This is a genomic window from Flavobacterium sp. Root935, assembly GCF_001429295.1.
In the GTDB taxonomy this organism is placed as follows: domain Bacteria; phylum Bacteroidota; class Bacteroidia; order Flavobacteriales; family Flavobacteriaceae; genus Flavobacterium.
This window is the reverse complement of sequence record NZ_LMJL01000012.1, coordinates 510,280-532,822: the sequence shown is the minus strand read 5'-3', so window position 1 is coordinate 532,822 and position 22,543 is coordinate 510,280. Positions and strand designations below refer to the sequence as shown.

Below are 22,543 nucleotides of genomic sequence, written 5' to 3'. Positions count from 1 at the left end.
CTCAGTCTCAGTTTTCAGTCTCAGTTTTCAGTCTCGGTTGCAGTTACAATTTCACAACTCACAACTTACAACTCACAATTCACAATTCAAAATTATTTATAGCTTCTCACAGCTAGTTCAACCGATTCAAATACCAAAGGTTCTTTGTGTAACTCAGGCTCTTGATTATTTCCTTTCCATTCCCAAGCCGAAACGTAACAGAAATCTTCATCATTGCGAACAGCTTCGCCATCTGGAGTTTGGTATTCTTCCCTAAAATGTGCGCCGCAGGATTCTTCACGTTGTAAGGCATCGTAACACATTAATTCAGCCAATTCAATATAATCGGCGATTCGTCCTGCTTTTTCCAATTCGCTGTTTAAAGTATTATCGCCGGTAATTCGAAGATCTTTTTCAAAAGAAGATTTGAGTTCTCTAATTTCAATTATCGCTTCTTCAAGTTTTTCCCTGCTTCTCGAAAGTCCGCATTTCTCGTATAATAAACGTCCGATTTTTTTATGAAAGTAATCTGCAGAAAGCGTTCCGTTGGTATGTAAAAAACGATCTAATTGTCTTCTAACGCTTTTTTCCGCTTCATCAAAAGCAGGATGGGAGATGTCAAATTTTGGCGCGTTTAATTCGCCAGCCAAATAGTTCGGAATCGTGTAAGGCGCAATAAAATAGCCGTCCACACAGGCTTGAAGTAACGAATTTGCTCCAAGACGATTAGCACCGTGATCTGCAAAGTTCGCTTCGCCTAAAGCAAATAATCCAGGAATGGTGGTCATTAATTCATAATCAACCCAAAGTCCGCCCATTGTAAAATGCGCCGCCGGCGAAATCAGCATGGGTTCTTTGTATGCATTAATGCCGGTAATTTTTTCATACATCGCAAAAAGATTGCTGTATTTGGCTTCTATTTTATCTTTTCCCTGTGCATTAATGGCATCAGAAAAATCGAGATAAATCGCATTTTTCATAGGTCCCACGCCATGACCTGCATCGATTCTTTCTTTTGCAGCTCTTGACGAAATATCTCTTGGAGCCAGGTTTCCAAATGAAGGATATCGGCGTTCTAAATAATAATCTCGTTCTTCTTCTGGAATTACATTTGGATCACGGTCATCGGCAGCCTTTTTAGGAACCCAGATTCGCCCGTCATTTCGAAGCGATTCTGACATCAAAGTCAATTTGGACTGATTTGCTCCGTGCTGAGGCAATGAAGTAGGATGAAACTGAATCCAGCTTACACCTGCCATAAAAGCGCCTTTTTTATGTGCGCGCCAAATTGCTGAACTATTGCAGCCCATTGCCAAAGTAGACAAATAATATACTTTTCCGTAACCTCCAGAAGCTAAAACTACTACGTCTGCAGCATGGCGTTCTAAAATTCCTGTTTCAAGATTTCGGGCAATTATACCTTTGGCTTTGCCTTCAATCACCACTAATTCTAACATTTCATGGCGTGTGTACAAAGCTACTTTTCCCAAAGAAGCCTGTCGTTCTAATGCTTGATAAGCACCCAGCAAAAGCTGCTGTCCCGTTTGACCTCTGGCATAAAAAGTCCGCGAAACTTGAACGCCTCCAAAGGATCTATTATTCAAATAACCAGCATATTCTCTTGCAAATGGAACGCCCTGAGCGACTGCATGATCGATGAGAGCAGCAGAACATTCTGCTAAACGATACACATTGGCTTCTCGGGATCTAAAATCTCCGCCTTTAATGGTATCATAAAACATTCTAAAAGTACTGTCACCGTCATTTTTGTAGTTTTTAGCCGCATTTACACCACCTTGTGCGGCGACAGAATGCGCACGTCTAGGGGAATCCTGAAAACAAAAAGACTTTACATTATACCCTTGTTCAGCCAGCGATGCAGCACATGAAGCGCCTGCAAGTCCAGTTCCGACTACAATAACATTCAGTTTTTTTCTATTTGCAGGATTTACAAGCTTTGCTTTTGCCTTGTAATTATTCCATTTTTCTGCAAGTGGACCTTCTGGTATTTTTGAGTCTATCATTTTTTTTACGGTTTAAAATGAACTTGTCTTTTAGAAGCTGTAATTTACTACAAAAAAATGAATTTTTAAGGCTGATTTTATTGTTTACTGATAGAAATTGCTTTAGAAGCAGCATTTGTTTTTACAAAATAGATTCCCGTTGGATGTTCTGAAATAGAAATTAAATTTCCTTTTCCTTGTTTTACCTTAGTTCCTAAAGGCGAATAAACAGTCCATTCTAATTCTTTAGATAAGTGGAATATTCCATTTGAAGGATTTGGAAAAACAATGATTTTATTGGATTCTCCATTTGGATTTTCAACGCTAAGACTGCAATTATGCACCATGTAAGCAATTTCTTTTTTATTGTTTCCAATGGTATTGCTAACCGTTAATGAAACGGTTTTTGTTCCTTCGGTTGAATAAATTACGCTGTGAGGACCAATTCCTGTTGCAGTTGCGGGTGTCGCATTTTCACCAAAATTCCACACATAATTATCAACAGTTCCAACCGAAACAGAAGTAAAAGTAACGGCAGTATTAAGGCATCCCATTTGGGTATTAACTTCAAAATCTGCAATTGGTGCAGTTGTGCTTCCCGTTATTACAAATTCCATTTTATTAACGTTGATGTCGCCTTCTTCAAAAAATAAAGTAATCACACGCGCCCCCTGCGTTAAAGGAATGTTTGGAATGGTAACTGTCTGCCAAGCCTGAAAGCCAGTAGTATTTGGAATATTTACCGTTCCAGTTACATTTACACCATCGACTTCAAGATGTAATTTTCGGGTATTATAAGGCGATGCGACTCTTAGATTGATATTATAATTTCCTGTTGTATTTACTCTTGCAGTGTATTTGAGCCATTCATTTTTAGCCACATACGCAAGATTAAATCCGCCTTCGCTACAAGCTTCAGTTCCTACGCCATCGCCAGCTCTGTAAGCTGTGTCACCGCCGCCATTGCTGTCAAAATAAGCACTTGGACCAACGTCATAATTTTCAGCTTCGATAATGCTTGGAATTTGAGCTATTATTCCTAAATAAGGTGCGTTTGGAAGTGTTGTTGCCGTATAAACAGCTGTGTAAACTGCGGTTCCTATTGCAGGTGCTTTGAAGGTTTGATTAGCCGCTCCGCCATGATCCCAATGATCAAAGTCATATCTAATGTTTCCAACATATTGCGGAGTTGGAGCATTTAATGTCTGCAAAGAGGCATTGGCTACAACTTGTTTTGTTGATGGTGCTGTAACTGGTTTTTGGTTGAATTCTAAAGCCAATAGAGCAGGAGAGCTTGTTACAGTTACATCGACTAAATTTGGTTTAATGTCTACAAAGGTTGATGCTGTTAAGCCATTGCTGTCGGTTACTTTTACTGTAAAGCGATACCAAACATTTGGTGTTTTTTCGCCTTGATTAGATGCTGTAAAATCACCAGATTTTACGCCTTGCGGACTTGCACCAGGATGTGAATGCCCAGCTCCTGGAATATCTTCGTGGAAAAGATCAATATTCCATGAAAATGCACTTGCTGGTAATGTTCCATCTTCAATATCTGTTGCTGTTGCTTCAAAATGAACTACATCATCGGCATTCCATTTTAAAGTTGGTAAAGGAGAAACAATCGTAACTGTTGGAGCATTACTAAATGGTGTTACTGTTAACGTTGCAGGATTACTGGTTACATTGCCTGCAGTATTGCTAACTATCACTCTATAAGCACCTGCATTTGCTGTTGTAACATTCGAAATGGTATAAGAAGCAGCATTTGCTCCCGAAATATTTACATTATTAAACTGCCATTGATAGGAAAGCCCAACGCCGCTTGCAGAAACCGTAAAAGTTACAGGAGTAGTCTGCATAATACTTTGAGAAACAGGATGATTTACTATTGTTGGCGCAGCAGTTTCTATATAATCAAGTTTAATTAGCGAACCATTATTTCCGTAAGCGCAATAATAAATATAACCATCGTTGCCTAACATCATTCCGAGTGCCTGCTGGTGTGGTGAAGTATAAAACTCAGTTGAAACTGGATCTGGAATATTAGGATCGAAAGATCGAATGGCATTTTGAAGAAAATCTTTTATAATAAATTTTCCCTGAAGATCAGGATAACGAGGCGTAGCTGGGTTGTATAATAATCCGTTAGTCAAAGCGTTTCCAATACTTCCGGTTGCATAAGAAAATATCGGATTGGTAAATAAATTGGTTTCTGTTTGTTTTCCATCGCCACCTTGTGGGTGTCCCCAAGCATAATTGCGAATTGCTGGATTGCTGATTTCGTTTACTTCTTCCCATGAAGTTCCAACATCCAGTACAAATAATTTATTGGCTGTTGTATTGGCAACTAACCTCCAAGGATTTCTAAATCCATAAACCCAGATGCTTTGTCTTTGTACAGAACCGGTTCCATAATACGGATTTCCAGGCGCGGGCAGACCGTCTTCTGTTAGCCGAAGAATTTTTCCTTTATAAGTATCAAGATCTTGTGAGTTTGTATTTTGCTGACTATCTCCAACGGTTACATATAGAAATCCGTTAAAGAACTTTAAATCACCACCATTATGAAATCCACCGCCAATAGGTTCTAAAAGTAGAATTTCCTGTCTGCTGACTACTTGATTAGCATTATCGATTTTGACTCTCTCAATACGATGTCGGATTACACCGCCGTCGTTAATGGCGTAGAATACATAAATGTAACCATTTGTGGTAAAGTTTGGATGCAGGGTTAATCCAAGTAAACCTTGTTCACTGTCAGTTACAGTAGTTACGGTAAAAACAGTCGAGACAGCATTGTTTTGAAATACTTTGACAATTCCGCCTCTTTCTGCAATAAAAATTCTTCCATCAGAAGATTGTTCCAGTGCGAGCCCTTCTTTAATGACCGCTGTAGGAGCTAGGTTTTGGGTAATATATTGTGAATAGGATTGCAGCGAAAGTAATAAAGCAAAAATTGATAAGAAATAATTGAACAATCGCTTTTTGATACTAAAGGGTAGATTTTTTCTCATAATTATTCAGAATTTAGATGATTTGGGGATTTCAAATTTAATCTTTTTCTGTACAATATATTGATCTTCAAATGTTATGTTTTTTACATATTGAGTATCATAATGTCAAAACACGAGAAACGCTGCGATGACAAATTTGCTGTAAAGTTTTTGTAGTGTTTTAGTTTTTAGCCAAAAGGTTCCACAGAAGGAACTACAATTCCTGATTTCACAGAAAATGTATTGGCGAAAGCCTTATCTTCTGTTGAAGAATTTGCTTTTTAAAAATTTAGTAAGATTCTTTTTTACATATTAAACCCGACAGGTTTTAAAAACCTGTCGGGTTTATTTTATCTATCATCAATTTCTCTTAATGCTTTTTATAAATATTCATTTATTTATTTATTTATTTATTTCTCAATTATCATAGTAACTCCTTGTCCGCCGGCTGCACAAATAGAGACAAAACCTCTTCCAGAACCTTTTTCGTTAAGCAATTTTGCCATTACGCCAATAATTCTGCCGCCAGTTGCGGCAAACGGGTGCGCCGCGGCAAGACTGCTTCCTTTTACGTTTAATTTATTTCGATCTATAGCTCCTAAAGCTTTTTTTAGACCAATCGATTCGCTGAGTTCTGGGCTTTCCCAAATTTTTAAAGTAGCTAAAACCTGTGCAGCAAAAGCTTCGTGAATTTCATAATAATCAAAGTCCTGAAGATTTAATCCTGCTTTTTCGAGCATTCTGGAAGCAGCAAATAGTGGAGCTAATAAAAGATTCTGCTGATTTTTAACGTATTCGATAGCAGCAATTTCTGCAAACGTAATGTAAGCTAAAATAGGAAGCCCTTGTTCTTTTGCCCATTCTTCGCTTGATAGAAGAATACAAGAAGCCCCATCTGTTAAAGGCGTAGAATTTCCTGCCGTCAAAGTGCCGTTTACTTTATCGAAAGCTGGATTTAGCTTGGCTAATTTTTCAATTGTGCTGTCTTTGCGTAAATTGTTATCTTTTTCTAATCCGTTGAAAGGCGTAATCATATCATTAAAAAATCCTTCATCATAAGCTTTTGCCATATTCAAGTGACTTTTTAAAGCAAATTGATCTTGATCTTCTCTTGAGATTTTATAATGTTTGGCAGTGATTTCGGTATGCCCGCCCATTGAAAGTCCAGTTTGCGATTCTTCATTTTTAGGAACTAACGGACTGAAATCTTTTGGGCGAAGTTTTAGAAATAATTTGATTTTTTCTCCCAATGATTTTGCTTTTCTAGCATCTAATAATATTTTTCTAAGCTTTTCGCTGACAGCAATCGGCATATCACTAATAGAATCGACACCACCTGCAATTCCAGATTCAATTTGTCCCAGGGCAATTTTATTAGCGATATAAACTGCGCTTTCAATTCCAGTGTCACATGCCTGCTGTAAATCGCACGCAGGAGTTGCAGGATCAAGACTAGTCTGCATCACACATTCGCGGATCAAATTATTGTCATAGGTATGTTTAATAACCGCTCCGCCAGCAACTTCGCCTAATAATTTTCCTTTCAGCCCGTATTTATCAATAAGACCAGTGAGTGCTGCGCTCATCATTTCTTTATTGCCAACATTCGAATAAGCCGTATTGGCTCTTGCAAAAGGTATTCTATTGTAACCTACAATGGCTACTTTTCTTATTGTATCTGGCTTCATGTCAATATTTTATTAAGTGAATTTTGTGTTGAATTTGGAATCATAAAGATAAAAAGAGATTCTGTTATAAATACTTAACCTAGATTAATTTATCAGGAAATAACTTAATAAGGATGTTTGAATCTAGTTTTACTGCTGATTTTTTGTAAATTGTTATATTTATTTAGAACGGATAAAAATAATTTGGAAAACCGAATATTTGAAATTACTTTTGCCCAGCAATTTAAAATCAAACCAAAATGAAAATAATTTTTAATAAAGGAGTTTACATTTTTGCGCTTCTATTATGTTCTATAACTATGATGGGACAGGACTTTGGAAAAGTAGCAGGTAAAATTTCTTTAAGCGGTAACACTGCTGCCGAAAATATAGCTGTAACACTAAAAGGGACTAAATATTCTGATGTTACGACTGTTTCAGGACAATATGAAATTACGAGAGTAAAACCAGGAAATTATACTATTGTAGTTCGTGCGGTGGGAATTGCTCCAGTGGAAGCCAATATTGTAGTGACAGCAAAACAAACTACGACTAAAAACTTTTCGTTAAACGAAAGTCAAGAAGATCTTCAGGAAGTTGTAATTACGAAAAACAAATATAAACAGGATAAACCATCAATGTCTTTGCGTCTTCAGACACCAGTGCTTGAAATTCCGCAAAACATACAAATTGTAAGTGCTCAAACTTTAAAAGATCAGCAGATTACAAGTATGAGTGATGGAGTAATCCGTAACGTGAGCGGTGCTGTGCGTTTGGAACATTGGGGAGATTTGTATACCAATATTACCATGAGAGGTTCACAAATTCAGGCATTTAGAAACGGATTTAATGTTGTTTCTTCTTTCTGGGGACCGTTGACAGAAGATATGAGTTTTGTAGATCATATCGAATTCGTGAAAGGACCAGCTGGATTTATGCTTTCTAGCGGAGATCCAAGCGGACTTTATAATGTAGTGACTAAAAAACCAACAGGCGTTACAAAAGGAGAAGTTAGTGCTTTGGTTGGAAGCTATGATTTTTACAGAGTAAGTGTAGACCTTGACGGAAAATTAGATAAAAAAGGAAAATTATTATACCGTTTTAATGGAGCTGCACAAAAGAAAGGTTCATTCCGTCCGTTTGAGCATAATGACCGTTACGTAATTGCTCCAGTAATTTCGTACCAATTTGATGACAAAACAAAATTGACATTTGAATACAATTTTCAATATGCAAACATGACAGAAGTTGGCTCTTATTATGTTTTTGGACCTAAAGCTGGTGGTTATGCTACACTGCCGCGTGATTTCACTATGACAGCGCCAGGTTTACCAGATACCAACATACAAGATCACAGCGGGTATTTGCAGTTTGAACATAAATTTGATGATAACTGGAAGTTAACGGCTCAGACATCTTATTTTAAATACATTCAACAAGGTTATAGCTCATGGCCAAGTACTGTTGGTTCTGACGAAAATGCGCTTGGAGCAGGGAATATTATTAGAAATGTTGGTATTTGGGATGCAGAAAGTAATATGTATTTAGGACAGATTTTCGTTAATGGAAAATTCAATACAGGTAGCGTTTCGCACAAAATATTAGGAGGAATAGATTTAGGAAGTAAAGATTACATGGCAGATTGGGGACAATCTCATGATTTAGATACTGCTGCAAGTCCTTTCAATGTATATAATCCAAATTATGGCACACCTTCTAACGGTTATCCTGCTTTCGATCATGAAACTCCTTTAAGCCAGAGAGCAGGAGGACTTTATGGTTCAGAATATGCAGCTGGATATATTCAGGATGAACTTGGTTTTTTTCAAAATAAATTAAGATTGACTCTTGCTGCAAGATACACTTGGATTAGCCAGACTAGCGCCTATGATGTACCTCAAGAAGACAGCCACATTACACCTCGAGCAGGTTTAAGTTATTCTATTACTGATGATTTTGCGGTTTATGGGCTATATGATCAAGCCTTTACACCTCAATCTGGAATTACTCAGAATGGAGATCCTATAAAACCGCTCACAGGTAATAACATTGAATTTGGTATCAAAAAAGACTGGTTTGATGGCTCATGGAATACTACTTTGTCTGCTTACAGAATTATAAAGAAAAATGAGCTCACTGCCGATCCAACAAATGGACCGAATGATATTTATAAAGTTATCTTGGGAGAAAAAAGGGCAGAAGGTTTGGAGTTTGATATTAGAGGAAAACTTTTTGACGGTCTTAATTTAATTGCCAACTATGCTTTTACAGAATCTATTGTAACAGAATCAAGATTAACTAGTATTACTGTTGGAAGTACAGTTCCGGGATATGCTAAACATACAGCAAACGCCTGGTTAAATTATACAGTCCAAAACGAAAAATTAAAAGGTTTTGGTGCTTCTATTGGAGGAACTTTCCTTGACGGCCGCCAGACAGATACTTGGAGTGAAGGTCTTCAAAAACTGCCATCTTATTTTAAACTTGATGGAGGTTTATCTTATGAAACAGGGAAAGTTAAAGTTACAGCAAACGTATTTAATATCTTAGACAGATACTTATACAGCGGTTCGTACTACAAATGGCTAGAGGCTTATTATTGGCAGGCAGAACCTGGAAGAAACTTTAGAGTTGGGGTTACTTATAAGTTCTAGTATTTAGTTATAAGTTATAAGTTATGAGTTATGAGTTGGGATTGAAGTTATTAGTTCAATTCTAACTCATAATTCATAATTCACAATTCAAAACTATCCCTTTCTAATTAAAGGAATTAATTTTGTTCCAATTAATTCTATGGCATTCATTAATTGTTTGTGTGTTAATCCGGCGTTGTCCATTTGAAAAGTAAATCGATCTACACCTCCAAGTGCTTCACTGTGGCGCAGGATTTTCTCTGCAGCTCTTTCTGGACTTCCAACAATTAAAACACCTAAGTCATCAATTAATCCGTCAAATTTATCTTTTGTAACTGGAGGCCAGCCGCGTTCTCTTCCTAATTTCGTCCATAACTCCGCATAACCTGGATAATAATCTGCAATAGCACTTTCTGTTGTTGAGCCAATATATCCTGGCGAATGCAATCCCACTTTTAATTCTTCTGGTTTATATCCTGCAGCTTGTCCAGCCTGACGGTATAAATCAATTAAAGGTTTAAAACGATGTGTTTGTCCGCCGATAATGGCAACCATTAGCGGAAGTCCAAGCGAACCTGCCCTAATAAAAGATTCAGGCGTTCCGCCAACTCCAAGCCAAATGGGTAATTTTTCTTGTAAAGCTCTCGGATAAACAGGAAGATTATTAATTGCCGGGCGAAATTTTCCTTCCCAAGTCACAAATTCATTGTCACGAATCTGTAAAAGTAAATCTAATTTTTCGCTGAAAAGCGCATCATAATCATTCAGATTATAGCCAAAAAGGGGATAAGCTTCAATAGAAGAACCACGGCCTACGACAATTTCTGCTCTTCCTTTTGAAACCAAATCCAAAGTTGAAAAACTCTGGTACACCCGTACAGGATCTGCAGCACTTAAAACTGAAACAGCACTCGCCAAACGTATATTTTTTGTTCTGGCTGCCGCCGCACTTAAAATTACTGCTGTTGCAGAATCTAAAAACTCTTTTTTATGATGTTCTCCAATTCCGAAAACATCAAGGCCAACCTGATCTGCAAACTCAATTCTTTGCAGCAATTGCTCCATCGCATCAACACTGCTCAAAGTGTTATTATCTCCATACATTGCCGAAGCAAAACTGTCTATTCCTATTTCCATATATTTATTTTTAGCTATAAGCTTTAGGCTGTAAGCTTTAAGCATTTTAGGAAGTCCTACAGCCTATAGCTTAAAGCCTATTGCGAATATTAATGTGAGAATCCGAATGAAATACTGATAATGATGATCGTAATTACAATTAATGTTATCCCCACATATAGATAATCCTTTTCTACTAAAAATGAAAATAACGAAAGTAATACACGTAAAACGGGTGTCATGAACAGCAAAATAATTCCTGTAAAAATCAATGATTCTCCATTTCCTTGAATTGCTCCATTGTAAATATCTGCGATTACTTCAAATATATTGCGGTCGTTTTCCTTGAAAACAGAATAATCTTCTATTTGGCTTCCGTTGTGCATTAAGTACACAATTCCTCCCATAAAAGCTACTGCTAACGAAATCCAAACACCGTAACGAAGTAAGTTTCCTATGATTGACTGAAAGTCTTTTTCTCCAAATTTTTCTTCTTGTACCATATTAGATTTTTCCATTTAGTCCGTTATAAATCATATTTACTGCCAAAACGAAAATCAGACAGGCAAAGAAGATTCTCAATTTTTTTGGATTGGTGCGCACTAATATTTTAGCACCTGCCATCGCTCCAAACAAAACACCAATTACAACCGGCATACAAATCCCAGGTTCAATATATCCTTTTTGAATATAAATTACAGAACTCGCCATTGCTGTAACACCCATCATAAAGTTACTGGTTGTGGTTGAAACCTTAAACGGAACTCTCATAATATTATCCATTGCAATTACTTTAAAAGCACCAGAACCAATTCCGAGTAAACCAGACATCATTCCCGCAACTCCCATCATGCTGAAACCTCCTAAAACATTTTTGGTTCCGTAGTGAACGATTTCTCCGTCATGAGAAGGATAAGTTCCGTCTAATTTTAGCTTTTTAGCCAGCGGACTAGATTCTAAAACGATATGTTCTTCTTTTTTTCGAAGTGAATTAACAGCCGAAAAAATTAAGGTTAAACCGAATAAAACTGCTATAAAAGAAGTAGGAGCCACAGTAGAGAGCAATGCGCCGCAAACAGCACCAATTGTGGTTGCGATTTCGAGAAAAATTCCCATTCGCATATTGGTAATTCCTTCTTTTACATAAGCTGCGGCAGAACCTGAAGAGGTCGCAATAACGGAGACCAAAGCGGCTCCAATAGCATAATGAATGTCGACTCCGAGAATAATAGTAAGAAGCGGAATAATTATAATGCCGCCTCCCAAGCCTGATAATGAACCGATAAAGCCCGCTAGAAAAGCGCCAAGAATCATTATAAGCGTAAAGGTAAGTATTGTCATTAAGATATGTTTTTGTATCTGCTAATTTACGAATACATATTTGTTCGAAACAGGATTATGACCTTAAATATACCTTAAAAATGTTTTTTTTAGTTTATAGTTGATGGTTTATGGTTGGTGGTTGATGGTTGATGGTTTATAGTTGTTAGTTTATAGTTTATAGTTTATGGTTGATAGTTGATAGTTTATGGTTGATAGTTGATAGTTTATAGTTTATAGTTTATAGTTTATAGTTTATAGTGTTAAGTCCTTAGTTTGAGTGTATGGTTTTTAGTTTTATTTGGATTGGCAATCATCAACAATTAATAAATTGACCATCAACCATTAACTATTAACCATTAACTATTAACCATTAACCATTAACCATTAACTATTAACTATTAACCATTAACTATTAACCATTAACCATTAACCATTAACCATTAACCATCAACCATTAACTCTAAATTCTATTATCAACTGCGTAAGATGTTTTACCAATATTAGCCAGCAGTAAAGCTGCGGCAGCGCTTGTCCAAACCGAATAATCGAAAGGTGCTTTTACCGAAACCGAAACAGCCATAGCAAAACCAAAGAAAAACAGTAAAAAAGCAGTTCCTAAAGCCGCAATTCGGGTTTTAAAACCAAAAATTAATAAGAGACTTAATATGACTTCGAAGAAAGTGGCCGCAATGCCTAAAATTTCTGCTGTCGCTTTGTTGGCATAAGGATTTAAGGTCTGGGTATACATAACGAAGTTGTCCCAATTTCCCCAGGCTACTGCATTGGAGCCAGGTGCGCCCCAAAGTCCAAATCGATCAGCTACGGCTGAAAGCATTGTGATTGCTAAAACTATTCTTAAAATTAAACCTGCTTCTAATAGGGTTATGTTTTTCATTCTATTACTAATTTATTTCAATATCATTCAACGAATTTCTTTTAAAAATTAAAAAAAGATCGCCTGGTTATTTTTAATAACGGCAGAATCAACGTCAAATTGTTCGAAATAATCGTTAAAATGCATAAAAAAAGGATAGAGGTTACTCTATCCTAACTTATTTGAAGATGCTCAAGCCTCTTGCCAACTAAAGTTTTTTCTCCCACGATCTTAAAACCGAGTTTTAAATAAAGGTTCTTTGCCAGCGGATTATCTTCTTCAACCAATAAACCCAATGTTTGTTGTTTGGAATAAACATATTCTTTAATTAGAAACTGAAGTATTTTAGAACCAATTCCTTTTCCTTGATGATTCGGATTAACGCCTAGCGAATCAATGTAGAATTCTCCTGCGCGGGTTTCAAACTCTGGATCAAATATCGGGTTATAATGATTTCTAACGTATTCAATTATTGGAATTCTTAATATTTCTAAATCTGTACCATCATAAACATTTACCGCGCCAATGATTTCATTATGCTCTTCTGCTACGTAACAATTTTGATAAGAATACTGATTGTTTTCCCTTTCAATAAAGTGCAGCAGAAAATCTTTCGCGGAAGCGTAATCTTCTTTTGCAATAAACTTATAAATGATATCCTCCATTGCTAATAATAAAATTGGAGCAATATTTTCTGCATCTGATTTTTCGGCTTTTCTGATATTCATTTTGAAAGAATTTTAATAAGCAAATTTAAGGCTTTATTTAAAGACATAGAAGCATAGTCTTCTTTTCTGTTCCCAAATTTGAGTGAAACAAAATCCTTATTGCAGAAATTTTACCGATATTGTATCAAAATATACCAATTATACATTTTTAACTAGACCTATCTTTGTATTATACTTTAATTAAAAAAAATTACTTCATGAAAGCAATTGGATTCAAGTCATCGCTACCCATAGAAAATCAAGAAAGTTTTATCGAATTTGAAGCGTCAAAGCCAATACCTGGTGATCGCGATTTATTAATAAAAATCGATGCAGTTTCGGTAAATCCAGTAGATTTTAAAATTCGTCAGAGCAGTGCAAAAGATACAGTTCTAGAAACACCCAAAATTATTGGCTGGGATGCTGTTGGTATTGTACAGGCAGTTGGAGAAAAAGTTACACTATTTGAAATCGGAGATCTAGTATATTACGCAGGAGATATTACCAAACAAGGCAGTAATGCGGAATATCAAATAATCGACGAAAGAATTGTTGGCAAAAAGCCACAATCACTAAGTATCGAGGAAGCGGCTGTAATTCCGCTGACAGCTTTAACAGCTTGGGAAATTTTATTTGACAGAATTAGAATCAGCGAAGAAAAAGACAAAGGGAAATCAATTTTAATCATTGGAGGAGCAGGAGGAGTAGGTTCGATTGCAATTCAACTGGCCAAGAAAATTGCAGGTTTAACCGTTATTGCAACAGCGTCTCGTCCAGAAACAATTGACTGGTGCAAACAGCAGGGCGCCGATTTTGTAGTAAATCACAAAGACTTGGTTTCTTCTGTCCGTGAAGCTGGTTTTGAAAATGTAGATTTTATTTTAGACTTTGTAGACACCAACGCCTATTGGGATACAATGGTAGAATTGATCAAACCACAAGGACATATCGCTTCGATTACTGGAAGCAGTGATCCTGTTGTGTTAAACAAATTGAAAAGTAAAAGTGCCTCTTTTTCTTGGGAACTAATGTATACACGCTCGATGTACCAAACAGAAGACATGATCGAACAGCATCATATTTTAAATAAAGTTGCTGATTTATTAGATGAAGGCGTGCTAAAAACAACTTTAAATTTAACCCTAAATGGATTAAATGCTGACAATTTTAAGAAAGCGCATCAGCTTTTAGAATCGGGTAAAACGATTGGAAAAATTGCCATTAAATTTTAAAAAATAAGCACTAAGATAGCTGGAGATAGTTATGTAGAATGTTTTAAATAATAAATTTGAAACCTAACAAAATTTTGTATTTTAGTTGTCTTGCAAGTCAAAAATGCAGGTAAATTTTAAACCAAAACTAAATTGTTATGATTTCAAAAAACACAGACTTAGGATTATTAGTATTACGTATCAGCATCGGTGGATTAATGCTTTTTCACGGAGTTTCAAAAATCCTTCATGGAATTTCTTTCCTTGTAGAAAACATGGGAACATTTGCATATGCTGTTTATATTGGTGAAGTTTTAGCTCCGATTGCTATCTTAGTAGGATTTAGAACTAGAATTGCAGCGGTTATTTTTGCCATCAATTGTATAACAGCCATTGCAGTTGCACATGCACAAGATATTTTCTCTATAAGTGATCATGGAGGTTATGCTAATGAACTATTAATGCTTTATCTTTTAGGAGCAATCGCATTATTTTTTACTGGGGCTGGCAAATACGCCGTTTCGAAAACCAATAATTGGGACTAAACTCAAACAAATATATAAAAAGCTCTAAATTAAAGTTTAGGGCTTTTTTTGTGAATTAAAAATTAAAAATTATGAATTAAAAAATTAAAGATCACTATCAACCACAAACCACGAACTACGAACCCCAAACTACGAACCCCAAACTACGAACCACCAACCATCAACCACCAACCATCAACCACCAACCACCAACCATCAACCATCAACCATTATCTCTTATCGTATGAAAGAATGTTTTCACGGAGAAAAGTACTATTTCTACCGATCAGACTTTTAGTTGATATACTCTCGATATACTTTTGATTAAAATTAAAACCTTAAAAATCAAAATTATGTCACCATTATCACCGCTTCTCTGGATATTATTAATTTCTCCTTTTGTTGTTATTGCACATTTCAAAACAGAAAAAACAAATTATAAATACTTAGCGTTTTTTGTTCTTTATTTTCTTAGCGATATGCTATTGCAGCATTACGGAAAAGAGCTGTTGCCATTAGATTTCCTTGGATTAAAGTTCAATTGGTCAGGAAAAATTTTGAGTTTAGTTTTATCTTTAATTATACTGTTTTCAGTTTCAAAAGAAGAAAGAATCAAAATCGGATTTACTGCTCAAACCAATCCAAAAACCACTTTAAAATTTGGTTTACTGATGTTTATTGGCTTTACATTATTTGACATAGTTTTTAAACTGATATTGTTTCCAAAAGGAGGAACATTCGATTTAGAAACTTTTATTTTTCAAGCGACAATGCCTGGATTAACAGAAGAAATTGCTCTTAGAGGAATATCGCTATGGCTTTTAAATAAGGCTTTTGCTCCAAAATGGAATTACCGTGGTGTCGAATTGGGCTGGTCATTTATAATTATTACCATTTTATTTGGCGTTTCGCACGGCGCGGTTTTAGATCAGGATTTTCATTTAAAGTTTGACATCATTACAATTGTGTATCTTACTTTAATCTCTTCTTTTAGTTTAGCAGTTCTTAGGATTTTTTCAGGGAATTTAATCTTTTCAATCCTTGGCCACAACATAATTAATTTAATCAATGCAGTTATTAGAATTTTATAAAAAGTTATATTTGAAACTGCTTTACAATTATGCCAAATACCACAACAACTTCAGGATATTTTTTAGACAAACTTGTGTCTTTAAACTTTGATCAGTTTTTTACTAAAAGAAATCGGGTTTTAATGCACATTTGCATGTGGCTGGGGTTTTCTATTTTACTTTTTTTGAGTTATGTAATTGGATATCATTTGGTTTATTTTGATGCCATTCTTCTAACTTTCCGAATGGCAGCAGTAAATATCATTGTATTTTATATGCTATTTTATCTACTGCTCCCCAAAATTTTTTCGGGAAACAAAACCAGAATTATAATTCTTTTATTAATACTTTTTCCGCTTTCGATTTTTGTCTGGATGGCAGCAACATACTTTTTCTCCTTGTTTTATTATACCTTAGGTCTGGAAATTACTTTTGGGGAATTAAAAGGAGTAATTAAAATGAGCGCAGAACAGACCTTTTTGGAGGCAGTTTCATTAAAAAGAATGCTTTCGCAGACAATCATTATTATTTCGCTTCTTTCGCCTTTTTGTTTTGCTAAAATTTTAGTTGAAATTACAAGGCTTTACAATAAAAAATTTCAAATTCAGAAAGAAAAAACAGCTTTAGAAATTCAGAATATTCAAATTGAAAAAGATTTTTTGAAAGCACAGCTTAATCCGCATTTTTTGTTTAATACGTTGAATAATTTGTATGGACTTACAGTTAGAAAAGACAATCTCGCTCCAGAATTAATTCTGAATTTGTCTGATATTATGAGTTATACTTTGTATGAATCTAATACAGATATCGTTCGTTTGGAAAAAGAATTGGATTTTATAAAAAATTACATCGCTTTAGAAAAAATGCGTTATGCAGATGATAAAGATATTCAGGTAAATATTGAAGGAGAAGACCAAACAGCAGGACTTTTTATCGCACCGCTTTTGACTTTTACTTTCATTGAAAATGCTTTTAAATATGGCTTAAAAAGCACTAAAAAGGCATTTGTAAAGCTGGATATAAAAATTGAAAACAATACCTTTTGGTTTTCTTTAGAAAATGATTTTGAAGAAAGTCCTGCGGTTAATAATTTTGGTGGAATAGGAGTAGAGAATTCCCGTAAACGATTAGAGCTCCTATATTCGAACCATTATAAATTAGAAATTAAAAAACAAGATTCGTCTTTTAAAGTCGATCTAAAAATAGTTTTAAGAAAGTAATGGAAAACTTAAAATGCATTGTCGTTGATGACGAACCAATTGCGAGAGATATTATAGAATCTTTTATAAGCGAAATTCCATTTTTGGAGCTGCAGGCTTCATTTGGCGAAGCTTCTAAAGCCTTAATATATCTGGAGGAAAATACTATTGATATTATTTTTAGTGATATCGAAATGCCCAAATTCACAGGTTTAGAATTGGTACGATCGCTTACAAATCCACCAGTCCTTATATTTATAACGGCACATCGCAATTTTGCTTTAGACGGATTTGAAACCGGCGCAGCAGATTATTTGGTAAAACCCGTTCGTTTTGATCGTTTTTTAAAAGCGGTCAATCGTGCAAAAGAATATCTTTCGTTAAAGAAAACAACCTCAGTGCATCAAATCAATTCTGATCGTATTTTTATAAAATCAGAAGGAAAACTGATCAAGATTCTGCTCAATGAAATTCTTTATGTAGAGGCGCAGGGCGATTATTTAAAATTTGTAATTAATGGCGCTTCTTACATCACCTTAGGAACATTAAAAGCAATGGAAGACGTTTTGAAGCTTCCAGCCTTCTTTCGCGTACAGCGTTCTTTTATTTTAAATCTCGAAGCTGTAAGAAGCCTCAACGGAAATGTAGTGGAGTTAATCGACGGAAAAACAATTTCGACTGCTCTGAATAAAAAAGACGATCTATATCAATTATTGGGAATTAAAACCATAAAGTAAAGCAGCTAGACATATATTTATATCTTACATAACGCAAAAAATGTTGATTTATCTAAATTAAATTTATTGTAATGTTTTTGTTTAAATAAGTTTATTTAATTTATTGGTAATTAGATTTTTGGTTTTTAAATTTAATAAGATATTTTGTTTTAAAATATATGCCAATAGAAGGTTTAGCATTGGAGCTGATTACGAAGTTTATATTCTTTTAGCATGTAAAAATTATTAAACAAGCATTTTTTTAGTTTTGAAGTGGTTTTTAAAACTGACAGAAGGTTTATTGTATAATTTATTACTGTAATTTATTGCTGAATGATGGGGAGGGAATAGCTTGGATTAATGCCGTAGATTAGTTTCTTTTTCTAAGATCAAAAAATGAACTTATAATAGAAAAATCACTTTTTATAAATGATTTTCCGCTATAAATTTTATCTATAATGTTTGTTTAAGTATCTAATTATTAAATATTAAATAATAATTATTTAATTTAAAAGTTTAATATTAAAAATACCGATGCTAACGCTGATGTTAATTCTCTTTTGGTGCCAAAATTGTTAATTTAAATTCAATTACTGCTAAAATTCAATTAGATTTTTCTGTTTTTTTTGGAAGTTTTGCCAGCGATTTTAACTGGTATTAAAAGGAGATATAATTTAAAAAATTGTCTATTTCAGATCAGATTCGTAAATTGTTGAAAATTACAAATTATGAGTCGAAATATTGAAGATCTAATTCCACACAGAGCCCCATTTTTATTTGTTGATGAAATTATATCTTACACACCTGAAACAATTATCGGATTAAATACTTTTACCCAGAAAGACAACTGGCTTCAAGGGAGTTTTCCAGACTTTAATTTTGTTCCTGGAACTATTTTAATAGAGGCAATGGCACAATGCGGAGGTGCAGGTGTAAAGCTGTTAGGTCTTGCTGATGGTGTTTTTGGTTTAGTTAGTATGGATCATATAGAATTTTTTGCAGGTGTTGAATTTGGAAAACTCGTTAAATTTGTAGTAAAAAACATTCGTGTAAGTGAAAAAATCATAAAACAATCTGGAGAGGCGTTTTCAGATGGGAAATTGATTTTAAAAGGCGAATGGATGTGTGTTAAACTTCAATAATTATAAAGTATATAACTTGAGTACAACAGAATTCTTAACACGGCTTGTGGTGGCTGCAATTGCGGGATTAGCCATTGGTTTTGAAAGACAATGGCATCACAAAGAAACAGGAGTAAAAACAAATACGCTTGTTGCTATTGGGGCAGCAGTTTTTGTGCTTTTGTCTATCAAAGTTGCAGAAACAGAACCAAACATCGATGTTACTCGTATCACTGCTCAGGTGGTTATGGGAGTTGGTTTTCTAGGTGCGGGAGTTATTTTTAGAGAAGGTGATAATGTACATGGCTTGAATTCTGCAGCTACAATTTGGTGCAGCGCCGCTATAGGTAGTACCGCTGCATCTGGTTATTTTATTGAAGCTTTAATTTGCACGCTCTTAGTTATTCTGATAAATACTGCTATTGAACCCATAGATAATTGGTTGAAAAATAGGAAAGGGTGATCTTTTAATTAAATTAAAGCTTCAAGTCTGTATTAGTACAAGAGATTATAAATTTGCTCCTTTGAATATTGAAACCAATTTACCCAAAGCTTCTTTAGAGTGTATTTGTTCTCCATTTTCTAGAGTTTCTTTCGTGGCTATGGCAGCTCTTTCCAGCATTCGTTTTTCAAAACTAGAAATAGCAGTTTTGATATCTATAAATTCATCATTCGTTAAAAAATCTGCCAGATCCAGGGCATCAAGCATGGCGAGATTGGCTCCCTTACCGGCAAACGGAGGCATACGGTGTGCCGCATCTCCAATCAGTGTTAGGTTTGCTTGGGTTTTCCAAGCTTGATTTAAAGGGAAATAGTATTGCGGACGCGGTATAAAATACAATTCATTACTCTTAAAAAGTTCGTGCCACTTCGGACTCCATTCTTTATAAACTTCATTGAACCATTCAAAAATCTTTTGATTGTCTTTAAAGTTTAAATCACTTTTTTTAATCCAATTTTCAGGAATTTTACTGCTTAATAAAAACATAAGCGAGCCATCTCCTTTTGTGCCGTACATTATTGTTTGTTCGTTACCGAGAGCTAGAACTTTTCCGCCTTTAGAAAACTCAAAAAGGTTTGGTGCGTTTTCTTTTGCGTTGTAAATGGTTCCTTCGATCATGGTAATTCCAGAATAAATAGGTTTTTCTAAAGATAGGTACTGACGAACTTTAGAATTGGCGCCATCCGCAGCAATGACTAAATCGGCATAAGTGCTCGTTCCGTTTTTGAAATGCAGTCTCCATCCATCATTTTCCCTTTTCATCCAACTAAATTGACTGTTCCAGCTAATTGTTTCTGACTGAAGAGAGTTCAATAAAACGTTTCGAAGCGCTGAGCGATCTATTTCAGGACGTGGTTTTGAAATGTCTTGCAGTGAATTTTTGCCAGTACCTAAAATTTGTGTTGCAGCAGTTTTTTGAATATTATGTTCGTCAAAGTGCAATTTAAAATCTTTATCAAGAATTAGAGCTTTGCTGGCGTTTGGACGAATATTGGCATAAAATTCATCTAGTAAATTCGCGTGTTTCATGGCTTTTAATCCAGAATCTTCATGTAAATCTAAAGGAGAGCCTTGCACTCGAACTTCTTGATTAAGATCTCTTTCGTAAACTTTTACATCTACATTTTTCATTTGTAAAAGTCGGGCAAGTAATAGTCCGCCCATTCCGCCGCCAATAATGGCAGCTTGTTTATCTTGTAACAGCATAGTTTGATTTTTTAGAATCTATACCGCAAAATTATTTTGAAGAAAGAGCCGATAATAGTATAAATCGGTCATTTTTGTTTTGGAATAATTCTTTAGGAAGAGAACCAGAAATTTTTTTGACCTCTCTAATAAAATGCGTCTGGTCTGAAAAGTTTTCTTCGGGAAAAAGTTTTCCTTTTGCAATATGTTCCAGCGAAGCACGGAAACGAAGGATAGAGCAGAATCCTTTTAATGAAATTCCAAAATACGTATTAAAATAACGGTTAATCTGGCGGCTGCTCCAGCTGGATTTTTCAGATAATTCTTTTACCGTCATTACGCCATGTGTTTGATAGATAAGGCTGAATAGTTTCTGTTTTCGAGTTTCTATTTCTTTTAATAATAAAGACTCAATTTTAAGAGAGGCTTTTTCACAGAACAATTCAAAATCTTCTAAATCATTTTCATTGAATTCCCAGAAATTGTTTTCTAATTTTTTTCCAGAATTTAAAAGATCTGAAATAGATTCATGAAAAACATATTCGACAGCAGGAAGTTTGAAGCTGATAACAAAGGTAAGGCTGTTGGCAGGAATTCTTCCTTTTTCATATTGTTTCGTCCCTAATCCAAGAAGCATAATTCTAAAAGATTCCTCAGGAGATTGAAGCAAAGATAGATCAATACGGCCGTCGGGCAGACCAATTGTTTCCAGAGTTTTATCAGAGGCATTACGAATGCACCAAAAGCTATCCACAAAATACGAAAGATCTTGTTTAGGCTGAATTGATTTGTACTCTAATTTGTCGTGCATTGTAATAAGAACAATGATTATAGATGTTTTCTTAGTATCGAAAGACGAAATTATACAAATTGTTCTTCAATTTTATAAATAGAACAGGCTTTTAATGGCTTGTAAAAGCTTGTTTATCTTTTAAAATTTATACATAAAAAACTTAACATTGGGTAATATATTGATTATTAGTTCTTTATATTTGATTTTTGGTTTGGATGAAAAACTTAACATTGGCGAATCTCTTTTTCAATCTATCTTTGGTTATTATTTTTTAATGTTAATTTAACAGTTTGGTAACATTGAAAATTAGTATAATTCAAAATTGATTAAAATAAATTTTAAAAATTAAGATAATAATGACGAAAAATGTACTTACGAATGAAGTCGATCAAGAGGTAGATGTTAATCCAGTTATCTCTAATGATGAAAACGAGCAAAATCCCACTCTAAATTCAGAAAATGAATCAGTTTCTACAGAAGGTGATTCCGAGTCAAAAACTAAAACTAAAAGGTCTTCAAAAAAAACAGCACAAACTGTTGAAGTCATTGAAGAACAGAAAAAAGAAGAAGAGATAACAGATGATGCAGTATCATCAGAAACTGATGAAGAATCAGTTGAAGAAAGTGGAGATAAATCTAAAACCAAAAAGAAGAATAAAAAGATGAAAGAAAAAGAGAAAAAACAGTTAGCTGAGAAAAAAGAAAAACTGAAAAAGAAAAAAGCAGCAGTTGCTAAAAGAAAAGAAAAAGCGAAAGATAAAAAGAAAGAAAAGGCTAAAAAAGCAAAACTAAAAGCTAAAGCTAAAAAGAAAGACAAAGCCAAAAAAGCAAAGGATAAAGCTAAAGCGAAAAAAATCGCGAAGAAGAAAGCGAAAAGATCTAAAGCAAAAAAGAATAAGAAAAAATAGGGTTGAGTTAATGGTG

The 22,543-nt window shown here is 34.8% G+C and carries 19 protein-coding genes; 9 read left to right on the top strand and 10 right to left on the bottom strand.

Going from position 1 to position 22,543, the window contains the following annotated elements:
- Positions 1-92 precede the first annotated feature (92 nt).
- The 3 genes from ASE40_RS17055 to ASE40_RS17045 all read right to left on the bottom strand — a co-directional run bounded on the left by ASE40_RS17055 (position 93) and on the right by ASE40_RS17045 (position 6,666).
- Positions 93-2,003 carry a fumarate reductase/succinate dehydrogenase flavoprotein subunit gene (locus ASE40_RS17055; RefSeq protein WP_057118332.1) on the bottom strand — a complete coding sequence of 637 codons (1,911 nt, stop codon included), beginning with the start codon at positions 2,001-2,003 and terminating at the stop codon, positions 93-95.
- Positions 2,004-2,080: 77 nt separating this feature from the next.
- On the bottom strand, positions 2,081-4,999 hold the full coding sequence (locus ASE40_RS17050) for a PQQ-dependent sugar dehydrogenase (protein WP_057118331.1): 2,919 nt from the start codon (positions 4,997-4,999) through the stop codon (positions 2,081-2,083).
- Positions 5,000-5,388: 389 nt separating this feature from the next.
- Positions 5,389-6,666 (bottom strand): acetyl-CoA C-acetyltransferase, encoded by a 1,278-nt coding sequence (locus ASE40_RS17045; protein WP_057118330.1) that lies wholly within the window; start codon positions 6,664-6,666, stop codon positions 5,389-5,391.
- Between the two features lie 239 nt (positions 6,667-6,905).
- Here ASE40_RS17045 and ASE40_RS17040 point away from each other — a divergent pair, with 239 nt between their 5' ends.
- A complete protein-coding gene (locus ASE40_RS17040; protein ID WP_057118329.1) occupies positions 6,906-9,299 on the top strand; it encodes a TonB-dependent receptor in 2,394 nt (797 codons plus the stop codon).
- A gap of 93 nt (positions 9,300-9,392) precedes the next feature.
- Here the strand turns inward: ASE40_RS17040 and ASE40_RS17035 are convergent, their stop codons facing one another.
- The 5 genes from ASE40_RS17035 to ASE40_RS17015 form a co-directional block, all read right to left on the bottom strand.
- Complete coding sequence (locus ASE40_RS17035) at positions 9,393-10,415, bottom strand: LLM class flavin-dependent oxidoreductase (RefSeq protein ID WP_057119824.1); 1,023 nt, start codon at positions 10,413-10,415, stop codon at positions 9,393-9,395.
- An 89-nt stretch (positions 10,416-10,504) separates the two neighbouring features.
- The gene (locus ASE40_RS17030; protein ID WP_057118328.1) at positions 10,505-10,912 is read right to left on the bottom strand and encodes a DUF1634 domain-containing protein; all 408 of its coding nucleotides are present in this window, start codon (positions 10,910-10,912) and stop codon (positions 10,505-10,507) included.
- Positions 10,899-11,735, bottom strand: a complete 837-nt coding sequence (locus ASE40_RS17025) for a sulfite exporter TauE/SafE family protein (protein WP_057118327.1) — start codon at positions 11,733-11,735, stop codon at positions 10,899-10,901. Before ASE40_RS17025 ends, ASE40_RS17030 begins: the two co-directional genes overlap by 14 nt.
- 442 nt (positions 11,736-12,177) lie before the next feature.
- Positions 12,178-12,612, bottom strand: a complete 435-nt coding sequence (locus ASE40_RS17020) for a DoxX family protein (RefSeq protein ID WP_057118326.1) — start codon at positions 12,610-12,612, stop codon at positions 12,178-12,180.
- 152 nt (positions 12,613-12,764) lie between these two features.
- Positions 12,765-13,319 (bottom strand): GNAT family N-acetyltransferase, encoded by a 555-nt coding sequence (locus ASE40_RS17015; protein ID WP_057118325.1) that lies wholly within the window; start codon positions 13,317-13,319, stop codon positions 12,765-12,767.
- A 197-nt stretch (positions 13,320-13,516) separates the two neighbouring features.
- On the opposite strand from ASE40_RS17015, the gene ASE40_RS17010 reads away from it, so the two are divergent.
- The 7 genes from ASE40_RS17010 to ASE40_RS16980 all read left to right on the top strand — a co-directional run bounded on the left by ASE40_RS17010 (position 13,517) and on the right by ASE40_RS16980 (position 19,602).
- Complete coding sequence (locus ASE40_RS17010; RefSeq protein WP_057118324.1) at positions 13,517-14,530, top strand: zinc-binding alcohol dehydrogenase family protein; 1,014 nt, start codon at positions 13,517-13,519, stop codon at positions 14,528-14,530.
- A gap of 137 nt (positions 14,531-14,667) precedes the next feature.
- A complete protein-coding gene (locus tag ASE40_RS17005) occupies positions 14,668-15,054 on the top strand; it encodes a DoxX family protein (protein WP_057118323.1) in 387 nt (128 codons plus the stop codon).
- Positions 15,055-15,386: 332 nt separating this feature from the next.
- Positions 15,387-16,124, top strand: a complete 738-nt coding sequence (locus ASE40_RS17000; protein WP_057118322.1) for a type II CAAX prenyl endopeptidase Rce1 family protein — start codon at positions 15,387-15,389, stop codon at positions 16,122-16,124.
- Between the two features lie 29 nt (positions 16,125-16,153).
- A complete protein-coding gene (locus tag ASE40_RS16995) occupies positions 16,154-17,323 on the top strand; it encodes a sensor histidine kinase (RefSeq protein ID WP_057118321.1) in 1,170 nt (389 codons plus the stop codon).
- A complete protein-coding gene (locus tag ASE40_RS16990; protein ID WP_057118320.1) occupies positions 17,323-18,039 on the top strand; it encodes a LytR/AlgR family response regulator transcription factor in 717 nt (238 codons plus the stop codon). The genes ASE40_RS16995 and ASE40_RS16990 overlap by 1 nt, the downstream gene beginning before the upstream one ends.
- A gap of 707 nt (positions 18,040-18,746) precedes the next feature.
- Complete coding sequence (locus tag ASE40_RS16985; RefSeq protein WP_057118319.1) at positions 18,747-19,160, top strand: 3-hydroxyacyl-ACP dehydratase FabZ family protein; 414 nt, start codon at positions 18,747-18,749, stop codon at positions 19,158-19,160.
- A 16-nt stretch (positions 19,161-19,176) separates the two neighbouring features.
- Positions 19,177-19,602, top strand: coding sequence for an MgtC/SapB family protein (locus ASE40_RS16980; protein WP_057119823.1), 426 nt, complete (start codon positions 19,177-19,179; stop codon positions 19,600-19,602).
- Between the two features lie 45 nt (positions 19,603-19,647).
- Here the strand turns inward: ASE40_RS16980 and ASE40_RS16975 are convergent, their stop codons facing one another.
- Positions 19,648-20,847 (bottom strand): FAD-dependent oxidoreductase, encoded by a 1,200-nt coding sequence (locus ASE40_RS16975; RefSeq protein ID WP_057118318.1) that lies wholly within the window; start codon positions 20,845-20,847, stop codon positions 19,648-19,650.
- 31 nt (positions 20,848-20,878) lie between these two features.
- On the bottom strand, positions 20,879-21,637 hold the full coding sequence (locus tag ASE40_RS16970; RefSeq protein ID WP_057118317.1) for a helix-turn-helix domain-containing protein: 759 nt from the start codon (positions 21,635-21,637) through the stop codon (positions 20,879-20,881).
- 338 nt (positions 21,638-21,975) lie between these two features.
- Between ASE40_RS16970 and ASE40_RS22140 the strand changes: the two genes are divergently transcribed.
- Entirely contained in the window at positions 21,976-22,527 is a 552-nt protein-coding gene (locus ASE40_RS22140) for a hypothetical protein (RefSeq protein WP_057118316.1), read from the top strand.
- The last annotated feature ends 16 nt before the right edge of the window (positions 22,528-22,543 follow it).

Bases quoted from the DNA above. Each gene is read 5' to 3' on its own strand.
- ASE40_RS17055 (WP_057118332.1), bottom strand. From the start codon at position 2,003: ATGATAGACTCAAAAATACCAGAAGGTCCACTTGCAGAAAAATGGAAT.
- ASE40_RS17050 (WP_057118331.1), bottom strand. From the start codon at position 4,999: ATGAGAAAAAATCTACCCTTTAGTATCAAAAAGCGATTGTTCAATTAT.
- ASE40_RS17045 (WP_057118330.1), bottom strand. From the start codon at position 6,666: ATGAAGCCAGATACAATAAGAAAAGTAGCCATTGTAGGTTACAATAGA.
- ASE40_RS17040 (WP_057118329.1), top strand. From the start codon at position 6,906: ATGAAAATAATTTTTAATAAAGGAGTTTACATTTTTGCGCTTCTATTA.
- ASE40_RS17035 (WP_057119824.1), bottom strand. From the start codon at position 10,415: ATGGAAATAGGAATAGACAGTTTTGCTTCGGCAATGTATGGAGATAAT.
- ASE40_RS17030 (WP_057118328.1), bottom strand. From the start codon at position 10,912: ATGGAAAAATCTAATATGGTACAAGAAGAAAAATTTGGAGAAAAAGAC.
- ASE40_RS17025 (WP_057118327.1), bottom strand. From the start codon at position 11,735: ATGACAATACTTACCTTTACGCTTATAATGATTCTTGGCGCTTTTCTA.
- ASE40_RS17020 (WP_057118326.1), bottom strand. From the start codon at position 12,612: ATGAAAAACATAACCCTATTAGAAGCAGGTTTAATTTTAAGAATAGTT.
- ASE40_RS17015 (WP_057118325.1), bottom strand. From the start codon at position 13,319: ATGAATATCAGAAAAGCCGAAAAATCAGATGCAGAAAATATTGCTCCA.
- ASE40_RS17010 (WP_057118324.1), top strand. From the start codon at position 13,517: ATGAAAGCAATTGGATTCAAGTCATCGCTACCCATAGAAAATCAAGAA.
- ASE40_RS17005 (WP_057118323.1), top strand. From the start codon at position 14,668: ATGATTTCAAAAAACACAGACTTAGGATTATTAGTATTACGTATCAGC.
- ASE40_RS17000 (WP_057118322.1), top strand. From the start codon at position 15,387: ATGTCACCATTATCACCGCTTCTCTGGATATTATTAATTTCTCCTTTT.
- ASE40_RS16995 (WP_057118321.1), top strand. From the start codon at position 16,154: ATGCCAAATACCACAACAACTTCAGGATATTTTTTAGACAAACTTGTG.
- ASE40_RS16990 (WP_057118320.1), top strand. From the start codon at position 17,323: ATGGAAAACTTAAAATGCATTGTCGTTGATGACGAACCAATTGCGAGA.
- ASE40_RS16985 (WP_057118319.1), top strand. From the start codon at position 18,747: ATGAGTCGAAATATTGAAGATCTAATTCCACACAGAGCCCCATTTTTA.
- ASE40_RS16975 (WP_057118318.1), bottom strand. From the start codon at position 20,847: ATGCTGTTACAAGATAAACAAGCTGCCATTATTGGCGGCGGAATGGGC.
- ASE40_RS16970 (WP_057118317.1), bottom strand. From the start codon at position 21,637: ATGCACGACAAATTAGAGTACAAATCAATTCAGCCTAAACAAGATCTT.
- ASE40_RS22140 (WP_057118316.1), top strand. From the start codon at position 21,976: ATGACGAAAAATGTACTTACGAATGAAGTCGATCAAGAGGTAGATGTT.